At 63.6% G+C, this 18,692-nt stretch carries 21 protein-coding genes; 13 read left to right on the top strand and 8 right to left on the bottom strand.

Going from position 1 to position 18,692, the window contains the following annotated elements:
• Positions 1 to 6 precede the first annotated feature (6 nt).
• Genes rpmF through mrf form a run of 3 tightly spaced genes read right to left on the bottom strand, consistent with a single transcriptional unit; the run spans position 7 to position 1,684 of the window.
• Positions 7 to 180: a 50S ribosomal protein L32 gene (gene rpmF / locus ABX74_RS06915; protein ID WP_007727540.1), complete on the bottom strand. Its 174-nt coding sequence runs from the start codon at positions 178 to 180 to the stop codon at positions 7 to 9.
• Positions 180 to 434, bottom strand: a complete 255-nt coding sequence (locus ABX74_RS06920; RefSeq protein WP_003946367.1) for a type B 50S ribosomal protein L31 — start codon at positions 432 to 434, stop codon at positions 180 to 182. The genes rpmF and ABX74_RS06920 overlap by 1 nt, the downstream gene beginning before the upstream one ends.
• The gene (gene mrf, locus ABX74_RS06925; RefSeq protein ID WP_082148464.1) at positions 431 to 1,684 is read right to left on the bottom strand and encodes a ribosome hibernation factor-recruiting GTPase MRF; all 1,254 of its coding nucleotides are present in this window, start codon (positions 1,682 to 1,684) and stop codon (positions 431 to 433) included. Before mrf ends, ABX74_RS06920 begins: the two co-directional genes overlap by 4 nt.
• A gap of 104 nt (positions 1,685 to 1,788) precedes the next feature.
• Between mrf and rpmB the strand changes: the two genes are divergently transcribed.
• The 7 genes from rpmB (at position 1,789) to ABX74_RS06960 (ending at position 5,816) form a co-directional block, all read left to right on the top strand.
• Positions 1,789 to 2,025 carry a 50S ribosomal protein L28 gene (gene rpmB / locus ABX74_RS06930; RefSeq protein WP_020908631.1) on the top strand — a complete coding sequence of 79 codons (237 nt, stop codon included), beginning with the start codon at positions 1,789 to 1,791 and terminating at the stop codon, positions 2,023 to 2,025.
• Positions 2,026 to 2,029: 4 nt separating this feature from the next.
• Positions 2,030 to 2,194 (top strand): 50S ribosomal protein L33, encoded by a 165-nt coding sequence (gene rpmG, locus ABX74_RS06935; protein WP_047888477.1) that lies wholly within the window; start codon positions 2,030 to 2,032, stop codon positions 2,192 to 2,194.
• 2 nt (positions 2,195 to 2,196) lie between these two features.
• On the top strand, positions 2,197 to 2,502 hold the full coding sequence (rpsN, locus tag ABX74_RS06940; RefSeq protein ID WP_019744735.1) for a 30S ribosomal protein S14: 306 nt from the start codon (positions 2,197 to 2,199) through the stop codon (positions 2,500 to 2,502).
• A gap of 9 nt (positions 2,503 to 2,511) precedes the next feature.
• On the top strand, positions 2,512 to 2,769 hold the full coding sequence (rpsR, locus tag ABX74_RS06945) for a 30S ribosomal protein S18 (RefSeq protein WP_003946414.1): 258 nt from the start codon (positions 2,512 to 2,514) through the stop codon (positions 2,767 to 2,769).
• Positions 2,770 to 2,881: 112 nt separating this feature from the next.
• A complete protein-coding gene (locus ABX74_RS06950; RefSeq protein WP_047888478.1) occupies positions 2,882 to 3,817 on the top strand; it encodes an AEC family transporter in 936 nt (311 codons plus the stop codon).
• A 19-nt stretch (positions 3,818 to 3,836) separates the two neighbouring features.
• A complete protein-coding gene (locus ABX74_RS06955; RefSeq protein WP_007727550.1) occupies positions 3,837 to 4,301 on the top strand; it encodes a hypothetical protein in 465 nt (154 codons plus the stop codon).
• Positions 4,302 to 4,454: 153 nt separating this feature from the next.
• Positions 4,455 to 5,816: a flavin monoamine oxidase family protein gene (locus ABX74_RS06960; protein WP_047888511.1), complete on the top strand. Its 1,362-nt coding sequence runs from the start codon at positions 4,455 to 4,457 to the stop codon at positions 5,814 to 5,816.
• A 36-nt stretch (positions 5,817 to 5,852) separates the two neighbouring features.
• Here the strand turns inward: ABX74_RS06960 and ABX74_RS06965 are convergent, their stop codons facing one another.
• Entirely contained in the window at positions 5,853 to 7,370 is a 1,518-nt protein-coding gene (locus ABX74_RS06965; RefSeq protein WP_047888479.1) for a PucR family transcriptional regulator, read from the bottom strand.
• A 169-nt stretch (positions 7,371 to 7,539) separates the two neighbouring features.
• On the opposite strand from ABX74_RS06965, the gene ABX74_RS06970 reads away from it, so the two are divergent.
• From ABX74_RS06970 to ABX74_RS06980, 3 genes are all read left to right on the top strand, one after another.
• Complete coding sequence (locus ABX74_RS06970; RefSeq protein WP_042952576.1) at positions 7,540 to 8,970, top strand: gamma-aminobutyraldehyde dehydrogenase; 1,431 nt, start codon at positions 7,540 to 7,542, stop codon at positions 8,968 to 8,970.
• 90 nt (positions 8,971 to 9,060) lie between these two features.
• Positions 9,061 to 9,960, top strand: a complete 900-nt coding sequence (locus ABX74_RS06975; protein ID WP_047888480.1) for a universal stress protein — start codon at positions 9,061 to 9,063, stop codon at positions 9,958 to 9,960.
• A complete protein-coding gene (locus ABX74_RS06980; protein ID WP_007727566.1) occupies positions 9,957 to 11,483 on the top strand; it encodes an APC family permease in 1,527 nt (508 codons plus the stop codon). Before ABX74_RS06975 ends, ABX74_RS06980 begins: the two co-directional genes overlap by 4 nt.
• Here the strand turns inward: ABX74_RS06980 and ABX74_RS06985 are convergent.
• Positions 11,480 to 12,097 (bottom strand): TetR/AcrR family transcriptional regulator C-terminal domain-containing protein, encoded by a 618-nt coding sequence (locus ABX74_RS06985; protein WP_019744741.1) that lies wholly within the window; start codon positions 12,095 to 12,097, stop codon positions 11,480 to 11,482. The two genes, ABX74_RS06980 and ABX74_RS06985, sit on opposite strands and share 4 nt — an antisense overlap.
• Before the next feature lie 149 nt (positions 12,098 to 12,246).
• Between ABX74_RS06985 and ABX74_RS06990 the strand changes: the two genes are divergently transcribed.
• Positions 12,247 to 13,194 (top strand): nitrilase-related carbon-nitrogen hydrolase, encoded by a 948-nt coding sequence (locus ABX74_RS06990; RefSeq protein ID WP_047888481.1) that lies wholly within the window; start codon positions 12,247 to 12,249, stop codon positions 13,192 to 13,194.
• Positions 13,191 to 14,216, top strand: coding sequence for an agmatine/peptidylarginine deiminase (locus ABX74_RS06995; protein WP_047888482.1), 1,026 nt, complete (start codon positions 13,191 to 13,193; stop codon positions 14,214 to 14,216). The genes ABX74_RS06990 and ABX74_RS06995 overlap by 4 nt, the downstream gene beginning before the upstream one ends.
• Positions 14,217 to 14,227: 11 nt before the next feature.
• Here ABX74_RS06995 and ABX74_RS07000 read toward each other — a convergent pair whose 3' ends face one another.
• From ABX74_RS07000 to ABX74_RS07010, 3 genes are read right to left on the bottom strand one after another with little or no spacing between them, the layout of a single operon-like run.
• The gene (locus ABX74_RS07000) at positions 14,228 to 16,165 is read right to left on the bottom strand and encodes a vWA domain-containing protein (protein WP_047888483.1); all 1,938 of its coding nucleotides are present in this window, start codon (positions 16,163 to 16,165) and stop codon (positions 14,228 to 14,230) included.
• 9 nt (positions 16,166 to 16,174) lie between these two features.
• Positions 16,175 to 17,548, bottom strand: a complete 1,374-nt coding sequence (locus ABX74_RS07005) for an ATP-binding protein (RefSeq protein ID WP_047888484.1) — start codon at positions 17,546 to 17,548, stop codon at positions 16,175 to 16,177.
• A 57-nt stretch (positions 17,549 to 17,605) separates the two neighbouring features.
• Positions 17,606 to 18,022, bottom strand: a complete 417-nt coding sequence (locus tag ABX74_RS07010) for a VOC family protein (protein WP_047888485.1) — start codon at positions 18,020 to 18,022, stop codon at positions 17,606 to 17,608.
• An 85-nt stretch (positions 18,023 to 18,107) separates the two neighbouring features.
• On the opposite strand from ABX74_RS07010, the gene ABX74_RS07015 reads away from it, so the two are divergent.
• Positions 18,108 to 18,680, top strand: a complete 573-nt coding sequence (locus ABX74_RS07015; RefSeq protein WP_007727593.1) for a DUF4126 domain-containing protein — start codon at positions 18,108 to 18,110, stop codon at positions 18,678 to 18,680.
• Positions 18,681 to 18,692 lie beyond the last annotated feature (12 nt).

Below are 18,692 nucleotides of genomic sequence, written 5' to 3' on the forward strand. Positions count from 1 at the left end.
GCACGGTCAGATGCGGCTCGGGTCGATCACCCCGAGTCGAACTGCTTTGACCAGTCGCCGAGGAACCCGGTGGGTCTGGCCGAAGGCCGTGACCTCGACCAGATCGGGCGCCGTCGCCTTCCACTGGGCACGGCGACTGCGGGTGTTGGAACGCGACATCTTCCGCTTGGGAACGGCCATCAGAGTGCCTTGCGCTTTCCGTAGCGACGCTCGAACTTCTCGACGCGTCCGGCGGTGTCCATCACTCGTTGTGCTCCGGTCCAGAACGGGTGCGAGTCGCTCGTGACGTCGACGACCAACAGCGGGTATGTGCCGCCGTCTTCCCATTCGACGGTGCGCTCACTCGTCACGGTCGACCGGGTCAGGAAGCTCTTGCCGGTGCTGGCGTCCTGGAACACCACGGGGTGGTAGTCGGGGTGCATCTGCTTCTTCATTCGTTTCCCTCTCGCGTTGATTCGGTTTCGGCATAAGGTGATTCGGATTCGTCGCACGGGTCTTCGTGGAACTCTCCGAACGGGTCTTCCCAGGTGGTCCACGACGCTTCGTCGGCCAACTCCTCGTCGGTGACCAGGGCGTGCTGCAGTGTTCGGTCGATCTCGAGCGGGTTCGCACCGCACGTCAGAACGACCATCGAGGTGTCACGGTCGCCGAAACGCTCGTCCCATTTCAGGGCCGCGAGCGCACGGCGCTCGGCTGGAACGCGCTCGCGTTGCTGCGGCGTCATCGCGGCCAGCCAGGTGTCCGCGCTGGCAACTCGCAGGCCACCGCCCGCCGATTCGAGCCAGAGCGCTTCGCCCGGTTGAGTCGCCACCCAGACGCGCCCGCGGGAATAGACGACACCTTCGAGCAGGACGTCGATCGCCTCGTGCAGACGCTCGGGGTGGAACGGCCGGTTCGCGGTGAACTCGACGAGCATCACTCCGCCGTCGTCGTCGAGCGGCGGCTGACGACGCAACAGCGGTGAGTGAGCGTCGGCCGGCTCACCGCGTCGCGCATCCGCAGGCACCTCGAGGAGCAGTGCCTCGATGTCGTCTCCCTCATCGAAGACGGGTACCCGCGGAGCAATGCGCGCGAGAACCGCGTTCAAGCGGGACCGCTGCCAGCCGTCGAGTCCATCGGACCCGCGCAGTACGAGAGCGTCGGCGAAGTCGACCTGCCCGACGACGACCTGAGCCAGGGTGCGGTCGTCGTCGAGGGCTTCGTCGCCGGTGGCGTCGGCAAGCCAGGTCTGGGCGTCGATGCACGTCACGACGGCGTCGACGCGGCAGTCACGCTGCGCCGGTCCGTCCACTTGGCCGACGACGCCCGTCACGACGACATGCTCGATCGCCCAGCACAGCGCTTCGGGTTCGAGTTGGCGGTCAAGCAGCAAGACGATCCGCTGGACCGAACTGTGCGAGTGAAGGCGACGCAGCAGCGGCAGCAGGTCTTCGCGCAGGGTGCAGGAGACGCAGCCGTGCGCGAGCTCGAGGATCGTCTCGCGTTCGGACACCGTGCCGGCAGACCCGGTGCCCCCGGTCATCGAGGTGACCGTCCGCCGGACCACCCCTTCACGGACGTGGCTCAGGTCGTGGTGAACCAGAACAGTTCCGGTTCGCAGCAACGCTCGTGCGGTGTGTGGAGTGGATTCGCTCATGCCGGCGACCAGGACCAGCGGAGTCCTGCCGTCCAAGATCGTGTTCACAGCGGGCCTTTCTGGGAATGATTGTCATTACCGAGGTTGAACGCTACATTGATCTCACCGCATTGTCGAAAACGATTGTCATCTGCAAGTTGAAAGGAACACCCATGTCGGCTCACTGCCAAGTGACCGGACGTGTGCCGGGGTTCGGAAAATCCGTCTCGCACTCCCACAAGCGTTCGAATCGTCGCTGGAACCCGAACATCCAGCGCAAGACATACGTATTGCCCAGCGAGGGTCGTCGAATCACGCTCACCCTCTCGACCAAGGGCATCAAGACGATCGACCGCGACGGCATCGAATCCGTCGTCGCCCGGATCCGCGCGCGCGGCGAGAAGGTCTGAGCAGATGGCACGCAACGAGATCCGCCCGATCGTGAAACTCAAGTCCACGGCGGGCACCGGGTACACGTACGTGACCCGCAAGAACCGTCGCAACGACGCCGATCGCCTCGTACTGAAGAAGTACGACCCCGTGGTGCGCAAGCACGTCGATTTCCGAGAAGAGAAGTAGGCATGGCCAAGAAGTCCAAGATCGCCAAGAACAACCAGCGACGGGTCATCGTCGAGCGATACGCGGAGCAGCGATCGGCGCTCAAGGAGGCAATCCGCTCCCCGAAAAGCTCACCCGAGGAGCGCGCGAAGGCCCAAGCGACCCTGCAACGTCTACCACGCGACGCCAGTCCGGTACGATTGCGCAATCGAGACGCTGCGGATGGACGTCCGCGCGGCCACCTGCGGAAGTTCGGGCTCTCCCGGATTCGCGTGCGAGAAATGGCGCACCGTGGGGAACTGCCTGGCGTACACAAGTCGAGCTGGTAAGGAAGTCGGATGGCAGTCAAGCGTTCACCGTCGAAGAAGCCACGCCCCGTAGAGGGTCGTAAGCCCAAGAAGAACCCGTTGTTCGCAGCGAAGATCACGCATGTCGATTACAAGGACATCAACTTGCTTCGCACGTTCATCTCGGACCGCGGCAAGATCCGCAGCCGTCGCGTCACGGGCCTGACCCCGCAGCAGCAGCGTCAGGTCGCCGTTGCAGTGAAGAACGCACGCGAAATGGCGTTGCTTCCCTTCACCGCCGCACGGTAGTCACACGTAGAAGTACCGAAGAGGTCGCGCAGTCAATCGGCTGCGCGGCCTTTTTGTTGCCCGGACTAAGATTTCCCGAAGTCGTTCATTCCAGTCGAGAGGTGCCCGCAGCGTGTCGGGAGTTGTTGCGGGTTTCACCGTAATTTTTGTCGTCATCGCGGTCGGGTATCTGCTCGGCCGTCTCGGTACCCTCGGTAGCCAAGGACAGTTCGTTCTCGGTCGACTCGTCTTCTTCGTCGCGACCCCTGCCCTGCTGTTCACCACCCTCGCGTCGTCCGATCTGTCGGTGATCTTCTCCCCGACGCTCGCGGTCGCGTCGGCTACTGCCTTTGCCGTCGGCACTCTGTACGTCGTCGTTGCAAAGATCTGGCTCAACCGGCCGCTGCCCGAACTGACTATCGGCGCGCTGTCGGCGTCGTACGTGAATTCGGCCAACCTCGGGATCCCGATCGCGGTGTTCGTGCTCGGCGATGCCACGTTCGTCGCTCCGCTCCTGCTCTTCCAGATCGTCGTGTACTCCCCGATCGCCTTGACGATCCTCGATCTCACGGCATTGCGGGGCGAAGCCGAAAAACTGTCACTGATCGACACTGTCACCGCTCCGTTCAAGAATCCGATCGTGCTCGCGGGCGCTGCGGGGTTGATCGTGGCGTTGATCGGTTGGGTACCGCCGAGACCCTTGATGCAGCCTTTCGAATTGATCGGCGCCACGTCGGTCCCCGGCGCACTGTTGGCATTCGGGCTCTCGTTGTACGGCGTACGAGTGCTCGAGAAGGGCTCCAGTCCGCGCCGGGACGTCGCGCTTGCGTCGACCCTCAAGATCGTCGTCCAACCGGTGCTGGCTTACCTGATGGCGCACTTCCTCCTCGGCATCGACGGCCATCAGTTGTTCGCCATCGTGGTCGTCTCGACGTTGCCGACGGCACAGAACGTCTTCATCTATGCAAGCCGATATCGGCGCGGAATGGTCCTCGCCCGAGACAGCGCCTTTGTCACCACTTTGGCGTCGATACCGGCGATTGCGCTGGTCACGGCGCTACTCGCTTGAGCAGGGTTACGGTGGATTCATGCGTGTACTAACCCTCGCCGTTCTGGCCTGCCTTGCTGTGGCCGGATGCTCCGTCGGGGCCCAGACAACGGGGCCGGTTGCTGCGCCGAATCCGATGGCGGCCAACGAAGCAAGTCCCGCCGACTGGTCGCTCGGAACCCCCGTTCCCGACGAGGTCGACGACAGCGAGATGGGCACGGAGTTCGACAGCCGCACCGACATCGTGGGTGCGACGGCCACCATGTTCGAATCGTGGTCCGAGGTCGACGATCACACGGTGGCAGTCCACTTCGTGACCGGAACTCCGGAGTGCTACGGCGCGTACGCAACCGTCGAAGAGACTGATACGACGGTGATCGTCACGCTCCGAACCGGAGCATTGCCGGAGGCCGCGGACAAGATGTGCATCTTGGTTGCCGTGTTCGGCAGCCTGGACGTTCCGCTGAGCCGACCGCTCGGCGATCGCCACGTCATCAACGGCTAGCCGCGCCTAAACGGCACAAGATCACCGATCGAACACTCCGTTTCGTCAGGTGTGGTGTGCGTCTCGTCGGGACAGACTGAAAACCGACACCCGTTCACTCGCTCGTCGGCAGCTTTCGACTCGAGCGGTGCTCAACATGAAGGAGCTCGCAAAGTGCCTACTCTCCAGAGAGACGTTGCAATCGTCGGCGCCGGCCCCTCTGGCCTGGCAGCTGCAACCGCGCTGCGCAAGGCCGGTTTGACCGTCGCTGTGATCGAAGCGCGCGACCGCGTCGGCGGCCGCACGTGGACCGACACCATCGACGGAGCAGTTCTGGAAATCGGCGGCCAGTGGGTCTCCCCCGACCAGACCGCGCTGATCTTCTTGCTCGACGAACTCGGTCTGAAAACTTTCGAGCGCTACCGCGAGGGCGAGTCCGTCTACATCTCGTCGGCAGGTGAGCGGACGCAGTACACGGGTGATTCCTTCCCCACGAACGACACCACGAAGAAGGAGATGGACCGTCTCATCGACGAGATGGACGATCTCGCAGCACAGATCGGCGCCGAGGAACCGTGGGCACATCCCCTCGCCCGCGATCTCGACACAGTCTCCTTCAAGCAGTGGCTGATCAATCAGTCCGACGACGCCGAGGCACGTGACAACATCGGCCTCTTCATCGCCGGTGGCATGCTCACCAAGCCCGCCCACTCGTTCTCTGCCCTGCAGGCCGTACTCATGGCCGCTTCGGCAGGCTCGTTCTCCCACCTCGTCGACGAGGACTTCATCCTCGACAAGCGAGTGATCGGCGGAATGCAGCAGGTATCGATCCGCATGGCGGAGGCCCTCGGTGACGACGTCTTCCTCAACGCACCCGTGCGAACGGTGAAGTGGAACGAATCCGGTGCAACGGTGTTGGCGGACGGCGATGTTCGCGTCGAGGCAAGCCGAGTGATCCTGGCCGTACCGCCCAACCTCTACTCCCGGATCTCGTACGATCCCCCGCTGCCGCGTCGTCAGCACCAGATGCACCAACACCAGTCCCTCGGCCTCGTCATCAAGGTGCACGCGGTGTACGAGACGCCTTTCTGGCGCGAAGCCGGCCTCTCCGGCACCGGCTTCGGCGCGTCCGAGGTAGTGCAGGAGGTGTACGACAACACCAACCACGAGGACGATCGCGGCACCCTGGTCGCTTTCGTCTCCGACGAGAAGGCCGACGCGATGTTCGAGCTTTCCGTCGAGGAGCGTAAGGCCACGATTCTGGCCTCACTTGCCCGCTACCTGGGCCCGAAGGCCGAAGAACCGGTTGTGTACTACGAATCCGACTGGGGCTCGGAGGAATGGACCCGCGGTGCGTACGCGGCAAGCTTCGACCTCGGTGGCCTGCACCGATACGGCGCGGATTCCCGCACGCCCGTCGGCCCGATCCACTTCTCGTGCTCCGACATCGCGGCCGAGGGGTACCAGCACGTCGACGGTGCTGTTCGGATGGGGCAGCGAACCGCCGCCGACATCATCGCCCGCAGCAAGGCCTGACGGCCACTTTGCCAAGTCTCGATCATTGCCCGGCAGTCACGACTGCCGGGCAATGATCGAGAGCAGCAGTTCCGCACGAACTCTCGCTACCTCGAGTCGACAGTCGATCAAGCTCTCCACCTTCGCCATTCGGCTTCGCAGCGTGTGCCGGTGGACGCCCATCGTGATGGCTGCCGCTTCCCAGTGCCCGTTGGCCTCGAGAAATGCCCGCAATGACGCCAGCAGTTCGGTGCCGTTGTCACGGTCGTAGTCCTCGATCGGTGTGATCATCGTTTCCGCCAGCGTGTTGAGCACTTCACGCGTCGAATCGAAAGACAGCAGCACACTTCCGGTCAGCGCCGCGAATTCCAAAGGCTCGCCACCGATTTCCGCCGCAGACGCACACAGCTGCGACTGTTCGACGGCGACGGCCAGCGCTGCGACCACCCGTCGCGCACTCAGGCCCACACGAAGTGAGCGAAGATCGGACCTCGATACCCCGCCCAGTAGCTCTCGGGCGAAGTGGACGTCGTCGGTTCCACGCAGCAGCACTGTGACGCGAGTGTCGTTGATCCGCGAGAACAACTGCCGCCCTGCCTTGTTCATGAACTCGGCAATCTCGACTCCGACGCGTCCCGCTACGTCGGACGTGTCGGCAAGAACTGTCAACCCTCGGATCATTCCCTCGCCGTCGGCGGCCTGCCGGATCTGTTGCCACGCCGGTGCCGGGTCGCGGTCTTCGGTGAGCAGCAGCCCGAGGGCATGCGAATTCAACTGATCCTGAGTGGCGCGCAGGCGCGCAGGTTTCTCGAAGTCCAACGCCAGCAACGAATTCGCGTGACCGAGCAGTATCTGATCGACGTAGCTCAGCGCCGAAGCGCTGATCACCGCCAGGTATCCGTACGGCGTTCGCCCGACGCTGATCTGCTGCACCGCGATCGACGCTCCAGACCTTGCAAGCGTCACGCTGCTGGATGCGCCGCCCCCGAGAGTTGCTCGCAGTTCGTCGATCACGTCGTCCGTCGGCAGTTGAGGTGCGCTCTCGAGAACTCGTCCGGCGACGTCGAGAAGAAGCACCGTCGCCGAGGTTGCGATCGCCAGTTCACGCACGGTTGCGGCAGTTCCGCCGGAAATGACGGCACGCGTCATCCGCGGTTGCGCCCGCGAAGCCCGGAGGACCGCTTCGTATTCCTGCTCTGCCAACCGGCTCATCACACGCTTGACGACGGCAGCAAACGGCGTCGGCAGCGGCACCTCGATCAGCGGGAGTCCGATCTCGTCGGCGACGGCCACCAGATCGGCCGGGACCTCGGGGTACGACAGCCCGGTTCCGAATCCCACCGCCGCCACACCCGCCGCATCGAGCATCCGGAGATAGCGGCCGCGCTTTTGCTGAGTGGACGGCAATCGGATGCCGGTGGTGAGGATGAATTCGCCGCCGGTCAACCATCGAAACGGGTCGAGCAGCTCCGTGGCGTGCGCAAATGTGATCTCGCGACCGACACCCTGCGCCCCACCTTTGAGTTCCAGCGCGAGATCCGGCTGCGCCAACATCCACCGCACAGCGATCGTCATGGGCAGGACTGTACAACTCGGCGCGTCGGGGATCAAAGATTTCACCTTTTTGGCAGCTGCCTTTACTTGTGAGTCAGCGCACACTTGCTCACACACGCCCCACAAAGTGCGAGTTCCGTGCTGATCACCTCGGCCGGAACTCGTTCGACCTCGAGAGGAACCGGTACCGATGTCGATCGTCGTACTCGAGAACTACATCAACGGTGAATTCGTCGCCTCGGCCGCGACGGAAACACTCGACCTGATCAACCCCGTGGACGAGAGTGTGGTCGGGCGTACGCCGGTCTCCACCAAGGAAGACGTCGACGCCGCCGTCGAAGCAGCACAACGCGCATTCGAGACCTGGGGTAAGACGACACCAAGCGTGCGGCAGGCCGCACTCCTCAAACTCGCCGACGCCATCGAAGCGCACAGCGACGAAATCGTCGCAGCCGAAAGCGCCAACACCGGCCAGGCCCACCAGATGATCGCCGACGAAGAGGTCAAGGTCGGAGCCGATCAGATGCGGTTCTTCGCCGGAGCCGCACGACTTCTCGAGGGCAAGGCGGCCGGAGAGTACATGGAGGGTTTCACCTCCTACGTCCGTCGTGAGCCGATCGGCGTAGTCGGCCAGGTCACTCCCTGGAACTACCCGTTCATGATGGCGCTGTGGAAGATCGGGCCCGCCCTCGCGGCCGGCAACACGATCGTCCTCAAGCCCAGCGACACCACACCAGGCAGCACGCTGGTCCTGGCGAAGCTCTCGAAGGGCATCCTGCCGGACGGCGTGTTCAACGTCGTGCTCGGCAACGGCGGAACCGGCGCGACGTTGGTGGAGAACCCGGCCCTCGGTCTCGTCTCGATCACCGGTTCGGTGCGGGCGGGCATCGCTGTCGCCGTGTCCGCAGCGCAGCAACTCAAGCGCGCGCACCTCGAGCTGGGCGGCAAAGCGCCGGCGATCGTCTTCGGCGACGTCGACATCGAGAAGACCGCCACCGGCATCGCCGAGGCAGCGTTCTTCAACGGTGGCCAGGATTGCACCGCGGCCACTCGCGTGCTCGTCCACGAGTCCGTCCACGATCAGCTCGTCGAAGCCCTCGTCCGGAACGCCGAGAAGCTGCGCCCCGGCGCGCCTTCCGATCCTGATGCCTTCTACGGCCCGCTCAACAACATCAACCACTTCAACGCCGTGAGCGACAAGATCGCGAACCTGCCGGCGTCGGCCAAGATCGTTACCGGCGGAAAGCGTTCGGGCGAAACCGGATTCTTCTTCGAGCCGACCGTCATCACCGGCGTCGCGCAATCGGACGACATCGTGCAGGAAGAGACTTTCGGTCCCATCCTCACAGTCCAGAGCTTCTCCGACGAGAAGGAGGCGATCACGCTTGCCAACGACGTTCGGTTCGGCCTGGCCTCGAGCATCTGGACCAAGGATCACGGTGTCACGCAACGCGTCTCCGCCGCTCTCGACTTCGGTGCGGTGTGGATCAACTGCCACATCCCACTCGTTGCCGAGATGCCGCACGGCGGCTTCAAGTACTCCGGCTACGGCAAAGATCTCTCGGCATACGGAGTCGAGGACTACACCCGCCTCAAGCACGTCATGAGTTCGCACGACTGAGTCGCCGCCCCTCCTGCTGTGCGCCTTTATTAACCCCCCGCGGTTAATAAAGGCGCACAGCAGATTCCTCCAATCCGGAAAAGAGCCACCATGCGCCTTATCGTCGGATACCTCGCCACACCCAGCGGTAAAGACGGGCTGGTCCTCGGGGCCCAGCTCGCGCGCAGTCTCGGCGCGCAACTCGACATCTGCATGGTCCTCCCACCGGATCGGACACTGCCGGCCAAGGTTCCCTCGGAAGCCGGCTACGACGACATTCTCGCCGCACGTGCACACGACTGGCTGGCCGAGGCGAAAGCAGCGGTGCCCGAGGACATCCAGGTGGAAGTACACCTGAGCTTCCACGAGTCGTTTGCTCAGGGCCTGCTCGACGAGGTTGACCGACTGAGCGCGCTGGCGATCGTGGTGGGAGCTTCCGGCGACGGTCTGCTCGGCCGTCACGCGATAGGTTCGGTCTCGACCGAACTGCTGCACTCCGCCCACGTCCCGGTAGCACTGGCGCCTCGGGGAACGCGGCATTCGGCGGCTACCGCAATACGAGAGGTCACCTGCGCGCTCGGTACCCGCGTCGGCGCCGACGTCGTCTTGAACACCGCCGTACGTACCAGCGAACTGATGCAGGTTCCGCTGCGACTGGTCTCGCTCGTGGCACTCGACCCCCAGAACGACCTGCGCGATCACCGCGACACCGCCGAGTCCGCCAGGGAGCGTGCACGAAATCACGCTCAGGACACGCTTGACATCGCAAGAGCGGCGCTCCCCGCCGAGTTCCCCATCGAGGTCATCATCGCCGACGGTTCAACAGTGGAATCGGCAGTGCGTCAACTGGACTGGCAGGACGGCGACCTCGTGATGGTCGGTTCCAGCCGTCTCGCGCAGCCCCGAAAACTCTTCCTGGGCTCCACCGCCGCCAAGATGCTGCGCGTGCTGCCCGTTCCCATGGTCGTAGTGCCCAAGCACGAATTCACCCAGCCGGAGGCACTGTCATGACCAGCACCGAACTGAGTTCCAAAGGCCTCGCCACCGGCAAGATCGGCATGATCTCAGGCGCAGTACTCGGAATCTCCTCCGTGGCACCGGGTTACACCCTGACCGCCAGCATCGGATTGATCGTCGCCGCGGTCGGCCTCAAGATGCCCGCCATCTTCATCGCCGGCTTCATCCCGATGTTCCTCACCGCGTACGCGTACCGCGAGCTGAACTCCGACACACCTGACTGCGGCGCGTCATTCACTTGGTCCACCAAGGCATTCGGGCCGTACGTCGGTTGGATGTGCGGCTGGGGCATGGTGATCGCCACCATCATCGTGCTCTCGAACCTTGCTGCCATTGCCGTCGACTTCTTCTATCTGTTCATCGCGCGAGTGGTCGACAATCCGTCGATCGCCGATCTGCCGGGCAACAAATTTGTCAATGTCGGCACCACACTCGTCTTCATCGCCCTGGCCACATGGATAGCGAGTAGAGGAATCACTACCAGCGAGCGCGTGCAGTTCGCACTCGTCGGCTTCCAGATGGTGCTGCTGGTCGTCTTCGCCGTCGTTGCACTGGTTCACGTTGGCGCCGGCGATGCCCCGGCCGGATTGTCCTTCGACCTGAGTTGGTTCAACCCGTTCAGCGGACTCGCCATCGGTGCGTTTGTCATCGGACTCACCGGATCGATCTTCGCGTTCTGGGGCTGGGATACCTGTCTCACGCTGGGCGAGGAGTCGAAGAACCCCAAGAAGACCCCGGGCCGCGCCGGTTTGCTCTGTGTCGCAACCATTCTCCTGACCTACCTGCTGGTCGCCGTTGCCGCGATGATGTACGCCGGCGTCGGCGAGGAAGGCCTCGGTCTCGGCAATCCCGACAACTCCGAGAACGTCTTCGGCGCTCTGGCCGACCCGGTCCTGGGCAACTGGGGCGGAATGCTCCTCTTCCTCGCAGTCTTCGTCTCTTCCGTTGCGAGCCTGCAGACCACGTTCCTGCCCGCCGCCCGAACCATGCTCGCCATGGGCGCATACGGAGCTTTCCCCAAGAAGCTCGCCGAGGTCTCGCCTCGGTTCCTGGTGCCGTCGTACGCCACCGTCGTGGCCGGCGCGGTGACGGCAGTGTTCTACAGCGTCGTCACATTCCTCTCCGAAAGTGCGCTGCTCGACACAATCGCCGCCCTCGGTATCATGATCTGCTGGTACTACGGCATCACGGCATTCGCGTGCGTGTGGTACTTCCGCAAGACGCTCTTCGAGAGCGTACGAAACTTCGTCTTCCGGCTCGCGTTCCCACTCATCGGTGGTCTCATGCTGCTTGCGGTGTTCGTCATTTCGGTCCAGGAGAGTATGAATCCGGACAACGCCAGCGGAGCATCCATCGGCGGAATCGGCCTGGTCTTCTTCCTCGGCTTCGGAATCCTCATTCTCGGCGCGGTACTGATGATGGTCATGCGAGTGCGCAATCCCGAGTTCTTCGAGGGCAAAACCCTCAACCGCGACACAGAGGCTCTGCGCGACGAGAACGACCTCAGCGTGTCTTAGGAGACAGTAGGTTCGGGGGCCTGAGCGATCAGGCCCGCCATCAATACGCGCAAGCCGAATTCGAAGGCGGCGTCGGCACGTTCGGGATTTTTCCCGGATGTTGCCAACGCCGCCTTCATCGCGTCGTTGGCCTCGGGCCCCGATGCCCACTGGACATCCGGCGCCGCCAGATCCAACGCCGAACCGAGAACAAAACTGTCGACGGTTGTGATTGCGTGCAGCGTTTGAGCCGGGTCGAAGCCACCATCGGCGAATGCCTGCGCCAACGCGTTGTACAGGGTGAACGCCACACCGGCCTGCACCGTCTGGGCGGTGAAGAGCGGAATCAGGCGAGGATGTGCTGCGTAGCTTCGCCGGTACTCGGCTGCCAGCGCAGAGACGGTCTCGCTCCAGGATCCCGAGGCCGACTCCACGTCGATTCCCGCCATCAGCTGAGCCCTCATCAGTTCGACGATCTCGGCCCGTCCGGAAACGTGGTTGTAGAGCGACGACGGTCGCACCTTCAGTCGTGCGGCGAGTCCCGGCATGGTGAAGTCGCCGGATTCGTCCACCGACTCGATCGCTGCCTCGGTGATGATCGCCGGTGAGAGCAGTCGTTGCGATGGCCGCGGCATATGTCCTCCTGTAGTGATCCACACCGTTCGGGGCGCCGCAAAAAACAATTCCTCGAAAGTCCTTGATCAATCAGCGCTCACCCACCATACTTAACGAATCACATTCGTTTTACGTTGAACGTCGAATACCCGAGCACCGAGGAAACCCCATGCTGACGATCACCGCCCTCACCCCACCCGAGTCTCTTGCCGCGACTACGCCGTCCACGTCCACACCTCTGCGTGTAGGTCTCGTGCAACATCGCTGGCACGAGGACCAAGACGACCTCTACACCGAATTGAGCGAGGGCATTGCGTCCGCAGCGAAGCTGGGCGCTTCCGCGGTCTTTCTTCCGGAGCTGACGCTCAGCCGCTACCCCGCCTCCACCCCGGCCGGCGACAATCCCGGACGCGAAGCGGAAGACCTGCTCACCGGACCCACTCTCGCCTTCGCCGCCAAAGCCGCCGCCGAGAACCAGGTCCTCGTCCACGCATCGCTGTACGAGCGCAGTGAGGCCGAGGACGGACTGGGATTCAACACCGCAATCCTCGTCTCGCCCGAAGGTGAGCTTCTCGCCAGAACCCGCAAGCTCCACATTCCGGTGACGGCCGGATACTACGAGGACACGTACTTCCGCGGCGGTCCGGCGCAGGACGCATACCCCGTCCACGAGGCACTCGGCGCGAAGTTCGGCCTCCCGACATGCTGGGACGAGTGGTTCCCGGAGGTCGCACGTGCATACTCCCTCGCCGGTGCCCAGGTTCTGGTGTACCCGACGGCGATCGGCTCCGAGCCCGATCACCCGAACTTCGACACCCAACCGCTGTGGCAGCAGGTGATCGTCGGAAACGGTATCGCCAACGGCACCTTCATGGTTGTTCCCAATCGCCACGGCAGTGAAGGTCTCATCACCTTCTACGGTTCTTCCTTCATCTCGGATCCGTACGGACGCATCCTCGTTCAGGCTCCCCGCGACGAATCAGCAGTGCTGGTCGCCGATCTCGACCTTCGGCAACGTGAAGACTGGCTTGCACTGTTCCCGTTCCTGGCCACTCGCCGACCCGACACCTACTCGACTCTGACCGCACCGGTGAACACTGTGGGAGCCAACCGATGACCTGGCGAATGCCCGCGGAAAGTGAACCGCACGAACGCACCTGGATGGCGTACCCCAGCGCCGGGTACTCCCTCGGCGACACCGCCGAGGAACAGCACGAAGCGCGCTCGACGTGGGCGGCCGTCGCCCACGCCGTCGCAGAATTCGAGCCGGTCACCGTCGTCGTCGATCCCGCCGAAGTCGAAGAAGCACGAAAGTATCTGTCCGAGAAGGTCGACATCGTCGAGGCGCCTCTCAACGACGCGTGGATGCGCGACATCGGGCCGACGTTCGTCCTGTCCGACGAAGGCCGTCTCGGCGGAGTCGACTGGGTGTTCAACGGCTGGGGCGCACAGGAGTGGGCGCAGTGGGACAAGGACTCGAAGATCGGCGCATTTGTCGTCGAACAATCCGGTGCCCAGTTGATCGACTCACCAATCGTCAACGAGGGCGGCGGTATTCAGGTCGACGGTCTCGGCACCGTCTTGGTCACCGAAACCGTCCAACTCGATCCGGGACGAAACCCCGACCTGACGAAGGCCGACATCGAGGCCGAACTCGCCCGCACCATCGGCGCCAAGCACGTGATCTGGCTTCCCCGCGGGTTGACTCGCGATCAGGAGACGTACGGAACGCGCGGACACGTCGACATCGTCGCTGCCATCTCTTCCCCCGGAGTGGTACTCGTCCATGACCAACGCAATCCGGTGCACCCCGACTACGCCGTCAGCAAGACGATCATCGAGTTGTTCGAAAGCTCGACGGACGTCGGCGGCCGGCCGTGGAAGGTCATTCGGGTGCCTGCACCCGAAATCCTGCGCGACGACGAGGGATTCGTCGACTACAGCTACATCAACCATCTCGTGGTCAACCGTGGAGTGATCGCCTGCCGCTTCGACGATCCGGCCGACGCCGAAGCGGCCCGGATCCTGTCAGCCGCTTACCCCGGACGCACTGTCGTCACCGTCGACGCCAGACCGCTGTTCGAACGTGGCGGCGGCATCCACTGCATCACCCAGCACCAGCCCGCTGAACAAGACTGACGGCGGCAGAATTAACGGCGACCTCGCATGTAGTCACTCACGACGGCTGCGCCGAGGCCGTCCAGGTCCGGCGCGATGACGCGTCCACCCACCCGGTGCGCCATCCGGTCGACCACCCTGGCCAGACCTGGATCCTCACCGAGGCGGAAGAACGTGACTTTGGCGCCCAGCCTGGCCACGGCGTCGAGTGCTCGAACCGTCAAACCGAGGGTTCGCGCACTCGGCGGGTAGTCGAACCTGGCTTCTCCGTCCGCTTCGAGATGAGCCGTCGGCTCACCGTCGGTGACGATCAACACCACCGGCTGCGCATTGGAATGGCGTCGAAGGTGTCTGGCCGCCAACAACAGTGCGTGGTGCAGGTTGGTTCCCTGGTCCCACGCGCCGTCCAAACCGGCGAGCTCCGACGGGCTCAGTACGTGCGCGTGGCGTCCGAAGGCGATCAACTGCAGCTCGTCGCTGCGAAACCGCGTGCTCACCAGATGATTGAGTGCCAGAGCGGTGCGCTTCATCGGCACCCACCGATCCTCCATCACCATCGAGAACGACGTGTCCACCAACAGAGCCACCGCAGCCTGACTACGCTGTTCGGTTTCGGCCACCTCGACATCGACGACGCTCAGCCGCACCGGCATTCGGCCAGGGTCACGTAGGACGGCGTTGGTGATGGTTCTCGTGACGTCCCACGGTTCGGTGTCCCCGAACTCCCATTCGCGGGAAGCTCCGGTCGGTTCGCCCATCGCACCTGCCCGACGCGTATCGCGTTGACCGGTTCGCGACGACAGTTGCCCGGCGACGTCACGCAGAGCGGTCTGTCCGAGCTGTCGCATGGCTTTGGGCGACAAGCGCCATTGACCGTCTGGTGCGCGATCGAAGAAACCCTGTTCCTGCAAAGCCTTTTCGAGATCGGCCAGGGTGCGAGCATCAGCGGCCGCTTCGTCGCCGAGTTGCCGCGCGAGTAGCTCGGGGTCGATGTCGTCGAGCGCTGCGCCTGCATACTGCTGCGACAGTTGATCTGCCAGCGATTCCAGCTCGGCGATATCCTGCAGGGCACCGGTCCCCTCACCCAACCCCATTCCGTTGTCGCCGCGGAACTGTTGCGAACCTTCCCAGTCCTCACCCGGCCGAGCCGCCTGAAGGAACTGGTCGAGTTGACTCAGCTCACTCATCAGACTCGGATCACCGAACGCCTGCTGCGCCAACGCATCCAACTCGTCACGCTGCTCCTGCGAGAGCGAGTTACGCAATCGTTGTGCGGCCGCCGCGCGCTGCGCCAACGAATCCAGAAGTTCGTCGACGTTGCGCGGGTTGTCCGGGAAATACTGCCCGTGCTTGTCCATGAACTCCGCAAACTGCTCCGGAGTGTCGACGCCCCGAGAGTGCGCATCGAGCAGTTGATTCAGATCTGCCAGCATCTGGCGAATCTGCTCACGATCCTCGTCGGTAGCGCCCTCGAGTGCCTGCTTCATTCCCGAGAAGCGTTGATCGAGGACCTCACGTCCGAGCAGTTCACGAATCTTCTCGTAATCCGCGCGAGCCTGTTCGCTGCGCCAGTTGTAGTCGGCCAGATCTTGCACGGCCTGAGCTGTCGACGGTGGCAACTCCTCGATCCGCATTTCGTTGAATCGTGCGTCGTCGTCGAGAGCACGTGCCAGTTCTTTGCGCTCTTCGAGCACCGCCTTGTCGAGAAGCGTACGAACCTCGTCGAGCGTTCCGTCGAGATTGTTGCGGCGTAGCAACTCACGTCGACGCCGGTTCGCCTGAGCAGCAAGGTCGTCGAGCCCGCGCATGTCTCGGTTTCCGCGGCGCAGGAGTTCCCGGAGGGCATGGCGCGGCGACGTGCCTGACAACACGTCGTCGCCGATTGCTGCCAAGGCATCGCGCAGATCTACCGGAGGCGCCAGCGGATCGGGACCACCGTCGTACGGCCCGTACCGCGGATTGTGGATCATCACTGCCCCTTACGAATACACCGAGCGGCCGCCCGGGCCTTGATCTTTGGAGATCCGGCGCGCGAGGTAAAGCCCTTCGAGGGCAAGTTCGGCACCGGCGGCACGCTCGCCGTCGGATCGCGCGCCGAGGCGTTCGGCTACTTCGTCCAGGACCTCGAGGTCCGGAAGCTCGTCGAGAAACGCCTTGGCCGTGACAGATTCACCGGTGACGATCGTATTGCCCGTCTCCACAGCAGCAACCAACATCCCGAGGTCGATTCCGCCGAGTCGTACCCGAACCGTATCGGCGGTCGCGCGACGCAGCAGGTGCTCGAGCACCTCCAGTTCCCGTCCCTCTTCACCGGATTCGAATTCGACCTTGCCGCGAAGAACCTCGACCACGGACTCGAGATCGACGGGCCGTGCAACAGGATCGGCCTCGCCGAGCACCGCCGCGCGTCGTACCGCCGCTGCACTGACGGTTTCCGCGCCGGCGACGGCAAATCGTGCCGACACACCCGATCGCTGATCCACCGAGGTGGATTCGCGTAGCAAGCGCGTGAACCTGGCAAGAATTTCGAGAAGGTAGTCAGGCACCTCCGCGGCCAGGTGCGCCTCCTGCTCGATCACCGCGATCTCGCCCGCCAACTCGACGGGGTAGTGAGTGCGGATTTCGGCGCCGAAGCGGTCCTTGAGCGGTGTGATGATGCGCCCGCGGTTGGTGTAGTCCTCAGGATTTGCGCTCGCGACCAGAAGGACGTCCAACGGAAGCCGAAGCGTGTACCCGCGGACCTGGATGTCCCGCTCTTCCATCACGTTGAGCAAGGAGACCTGGATGCGCTCGGCGAGGTCGGGAAGCTCGTTGATGGCCACGATTCCGCGATGCGCGCGGGGCACGAGACCGAAGTGAATGGTCTCCGGATCGCCGAGGCTCCTACCCTCGGCCACCTTGACCGGGTCGACGTCGCCGATCAGGTCGGCGACCGAGGTGTCCGGCGTTGCCAGTTTCTCGGAGTACCGCTCGCTGCGGTGTCGCCAGGCGATCGGGAGGTCGTCACCCAGTTCCTTGGCTCGACGTATCGAAGCCGGTGTGATCGGCTCGTAAGGGTGCTCCCCCAGTTCCGAGCCTTCGATGACGGGCGTCCACTCGTCGAGCAGGAGCCCGAGAGTGCGAAGCAACCTCGTCTTTCCTTGACCTCGTTCGCCGAGCAGAACCACGTCGTGGCCGGCGATCAGCGCCCGCTCGAGTTGCGGGGCGACCGTGTCCTCGAACCCGACTATCCCGGGCCAGGGGTCACGTCCGTCCCGCAACGCGGCAAGAAGGTTCTCTCGTAGTTCTTCCTTGACACTTCGCTGTACGTGTCCGGAGGCGCGTAGCTCTCCGAGGGTTTTTGCGACAGTCACTACTCCACGCTACGAGTGTTTGCGGGGTTTCGCCTCTCGCCGAGGAAGTTCGGTCGCTCAGCTCTCGATGTTCTCGGGATTCATCCAGATGATTTCCCAGATGTGGCCATCGGGATCCTGGAAGCTGCGGCTGTACATGAAGCCGTGATCCTGCGTCGCGTTTCCTTCGGAACCGCCGGTCGCGAGCGCCTTGTCGACGAGGGTGTCGACGGCCTCACGGGTCTCGGCCGAGAGACCGAGCAGCGCTTCCGTCGACGTCGAGGTGTCGGCAATGCCCTTGGTGGTGAAGGTCTTGAAGAAGGGCTCGGCCAACAGCATCACGACGATGGTGTCACTGATGACCATCGACGACGCATTCTCGTCGGAGAACTGCGTGTTCTTGGAGTATCCGAGGCCCTCGTAGAAGGTGGTGGCCTTGCCGAGGTCCTTGACGGGCAGGTTGAGGAAGAACATCGGCTGCGGGTTTGTCGCCATGAAAGGTCCTTTCCGAGACTTTGCTGTGCGCCTTTATTAACCGCCGGCGGTTAATAAAGGCGCACAGTAGACCTAAACTCCACCCATGGATACCTGGGTGTTGCCCGCCATGCTCGGCCTCGGACTCGCCGCAGCGTCCGGAATGCGAACCTTCCTGCCGTTGCTGATGCTCAGCGCTGCCGTCCACTTCGAACTGTTCGGAATCACCGTCGGCGAGTCGATGCGGTGGATCGGATCCACCGGCGCGCTGGTGGCATTGGCAATAGCCGCGGTGGTCGAACTGGGTGCCGACCTCATTCCCTTCGTGGACAACGCACTCTCGGTGATCGGGAACGTCACCGGGCCCATCGCCGGAGTGATCGCGGCCTGGGCGGCCTTCAGCCATCTCGACCCTGCGATGGCCGCGTTGGCGGGCATCATCGTCGGAGCGCCGACGGCGCTGACATTCAGCGCCGCCCAGACCGGCACTCGCGCGGTCAGTACGGCCACTACCGGCGGACTGGCGAATCCCGTCGTCTCCGTCATCGAGGATGTGCTGACTTTCTTCACCTCCTTGATCGCGATGATCTTGCCGCTCCTGATCATTCCGCTGCTCGCCGCACTCTTGTGGTTCAGCTGGCGCGGATGGCGACGTGTCCGGAGTCTGCGCACCGCCTGAACCTGTGGACCT

This window comes from Rhodococcus sp. ARP2, from assembly GCF_001029585.1.
Taxonomy (GTDB): Bacteria; Actinomycetota; Actinomycetes; order Mycobacteriales; family Mycobacteriaceae; genus Rhodococcus_F; species Rhodococcus_F erythropolis.

Coding starts and splice junctions, on each gene's coding strand:
- rpmF (WP_007727540.1), bottom strand. CDS start 180: ATGGCCGTTCCCAAGCGGAAGATGTCGCGTTCCAACACCCGCAGTCGC.
- ABX74_RS06920 (WP_003946367.1), bottom strand. CDS start 434: ATGAAGAAGCAGATGCACCCCGACTACCACCCCGTGGTGTTCCAGGAC.
- rpmB (WP_020908631.1), top strand. CDS start 1,789: ATGTCGGCTCACTGCCAAGTGACCGGACGTGTGCCGGGGTTCGGAAAA.
- rpmG (WP_047888477.1), top strand. CDS start 2,030: ATGGCACGCAACGAGATCCGCCCGATCGTGAAACTCAAGTCCACGGCG.
- rpsN (WP_019744735.1), top strand. CDS start 2,197: ATGGCCAAGAAGTCCAAGATCGCCAAGAACAACCAGCGACGGGTCATC.
- rpsR (WP_003946414.1), top strand. CDS start 2,512: ATGGCAGTCAAGCGTTCACCGTCGAAGAAGCCACGCCCCGTAGAGGGT.
- ABX74_RS06955 (WP_007727550.1), top strand. CDS start 3,837: ATGCGTGTACTAACCCTCGCCGTTCTGGCCTGCCTTGCTGTGGCCGGA.
- ABX74_RS06965 (WP_047888479.1), bottom strand. CDS start 7,370: ATGACGATCGCTGTGCGGTGGATGTTGGCGCAGCCGGATCTCGCGCTG.
- ABX74_RS06970 (WP_042952576.1), top strand. CDS start 7,540: ATGTCGATCGTCGTACTCGAGAACTACATCAACGGTGAATTCGTCGCC.
- ABX74_RS06975 (WP_047888480.1), top strand. CDS start 9,061: ATGCGCCTTATCGTCGGATACCTCGCCACACCCAGCGGTAAAGACGGG.
- ABX74_RS06980 (WP_007727566.1), top strand. CDS start 9,957: ATGACCAGCACCGAACTGAGTTCCAAAGGCCTCGCCACCGGCAAGATC.
- ABX74_RS06985 (WP_019744741.1), bottom strand. CDS start 12,097: ATGCCGCGGCCATCGCAACGACTGCTCTCACCGGCGATCATCACCGAG.
- ABX74_RS06990 (WP_047888481.1), top strand. CDS start 12,247: ATGCTGACGATCACCGCCCTCACCCCACCCGAGTCTCTTGCCGCGACT.
- ABX74_RS06995 (WP_047888482.1), top strand. CDS start 13,191: ATGACCTGGCGAATGCCCGCGGAAAGTGAACCGCACGAACGCACCTGG.
- ABX74_RS07000 (WP_047888483.1), bottom strand. CDS start 16,165: ATGATCCACAATCCGCGGTACGGGCCGTACGACGGTGGTCCCGATCCG.
- ABX74_RS07010 (WP_047888485.1), bottom strand. CDS start 18,022: ATGGCGACAAACCCGCAGCCGATGTTCTTCCTCAACCTGCCCGTCAAG.
- ABX74_RS07015 (WP_007727593.1), top strand. CDS start 18,108: ATGGATACCTGGGTGTTGCCCGCCATGCTCGGCCTCGGACTCGCCGCA.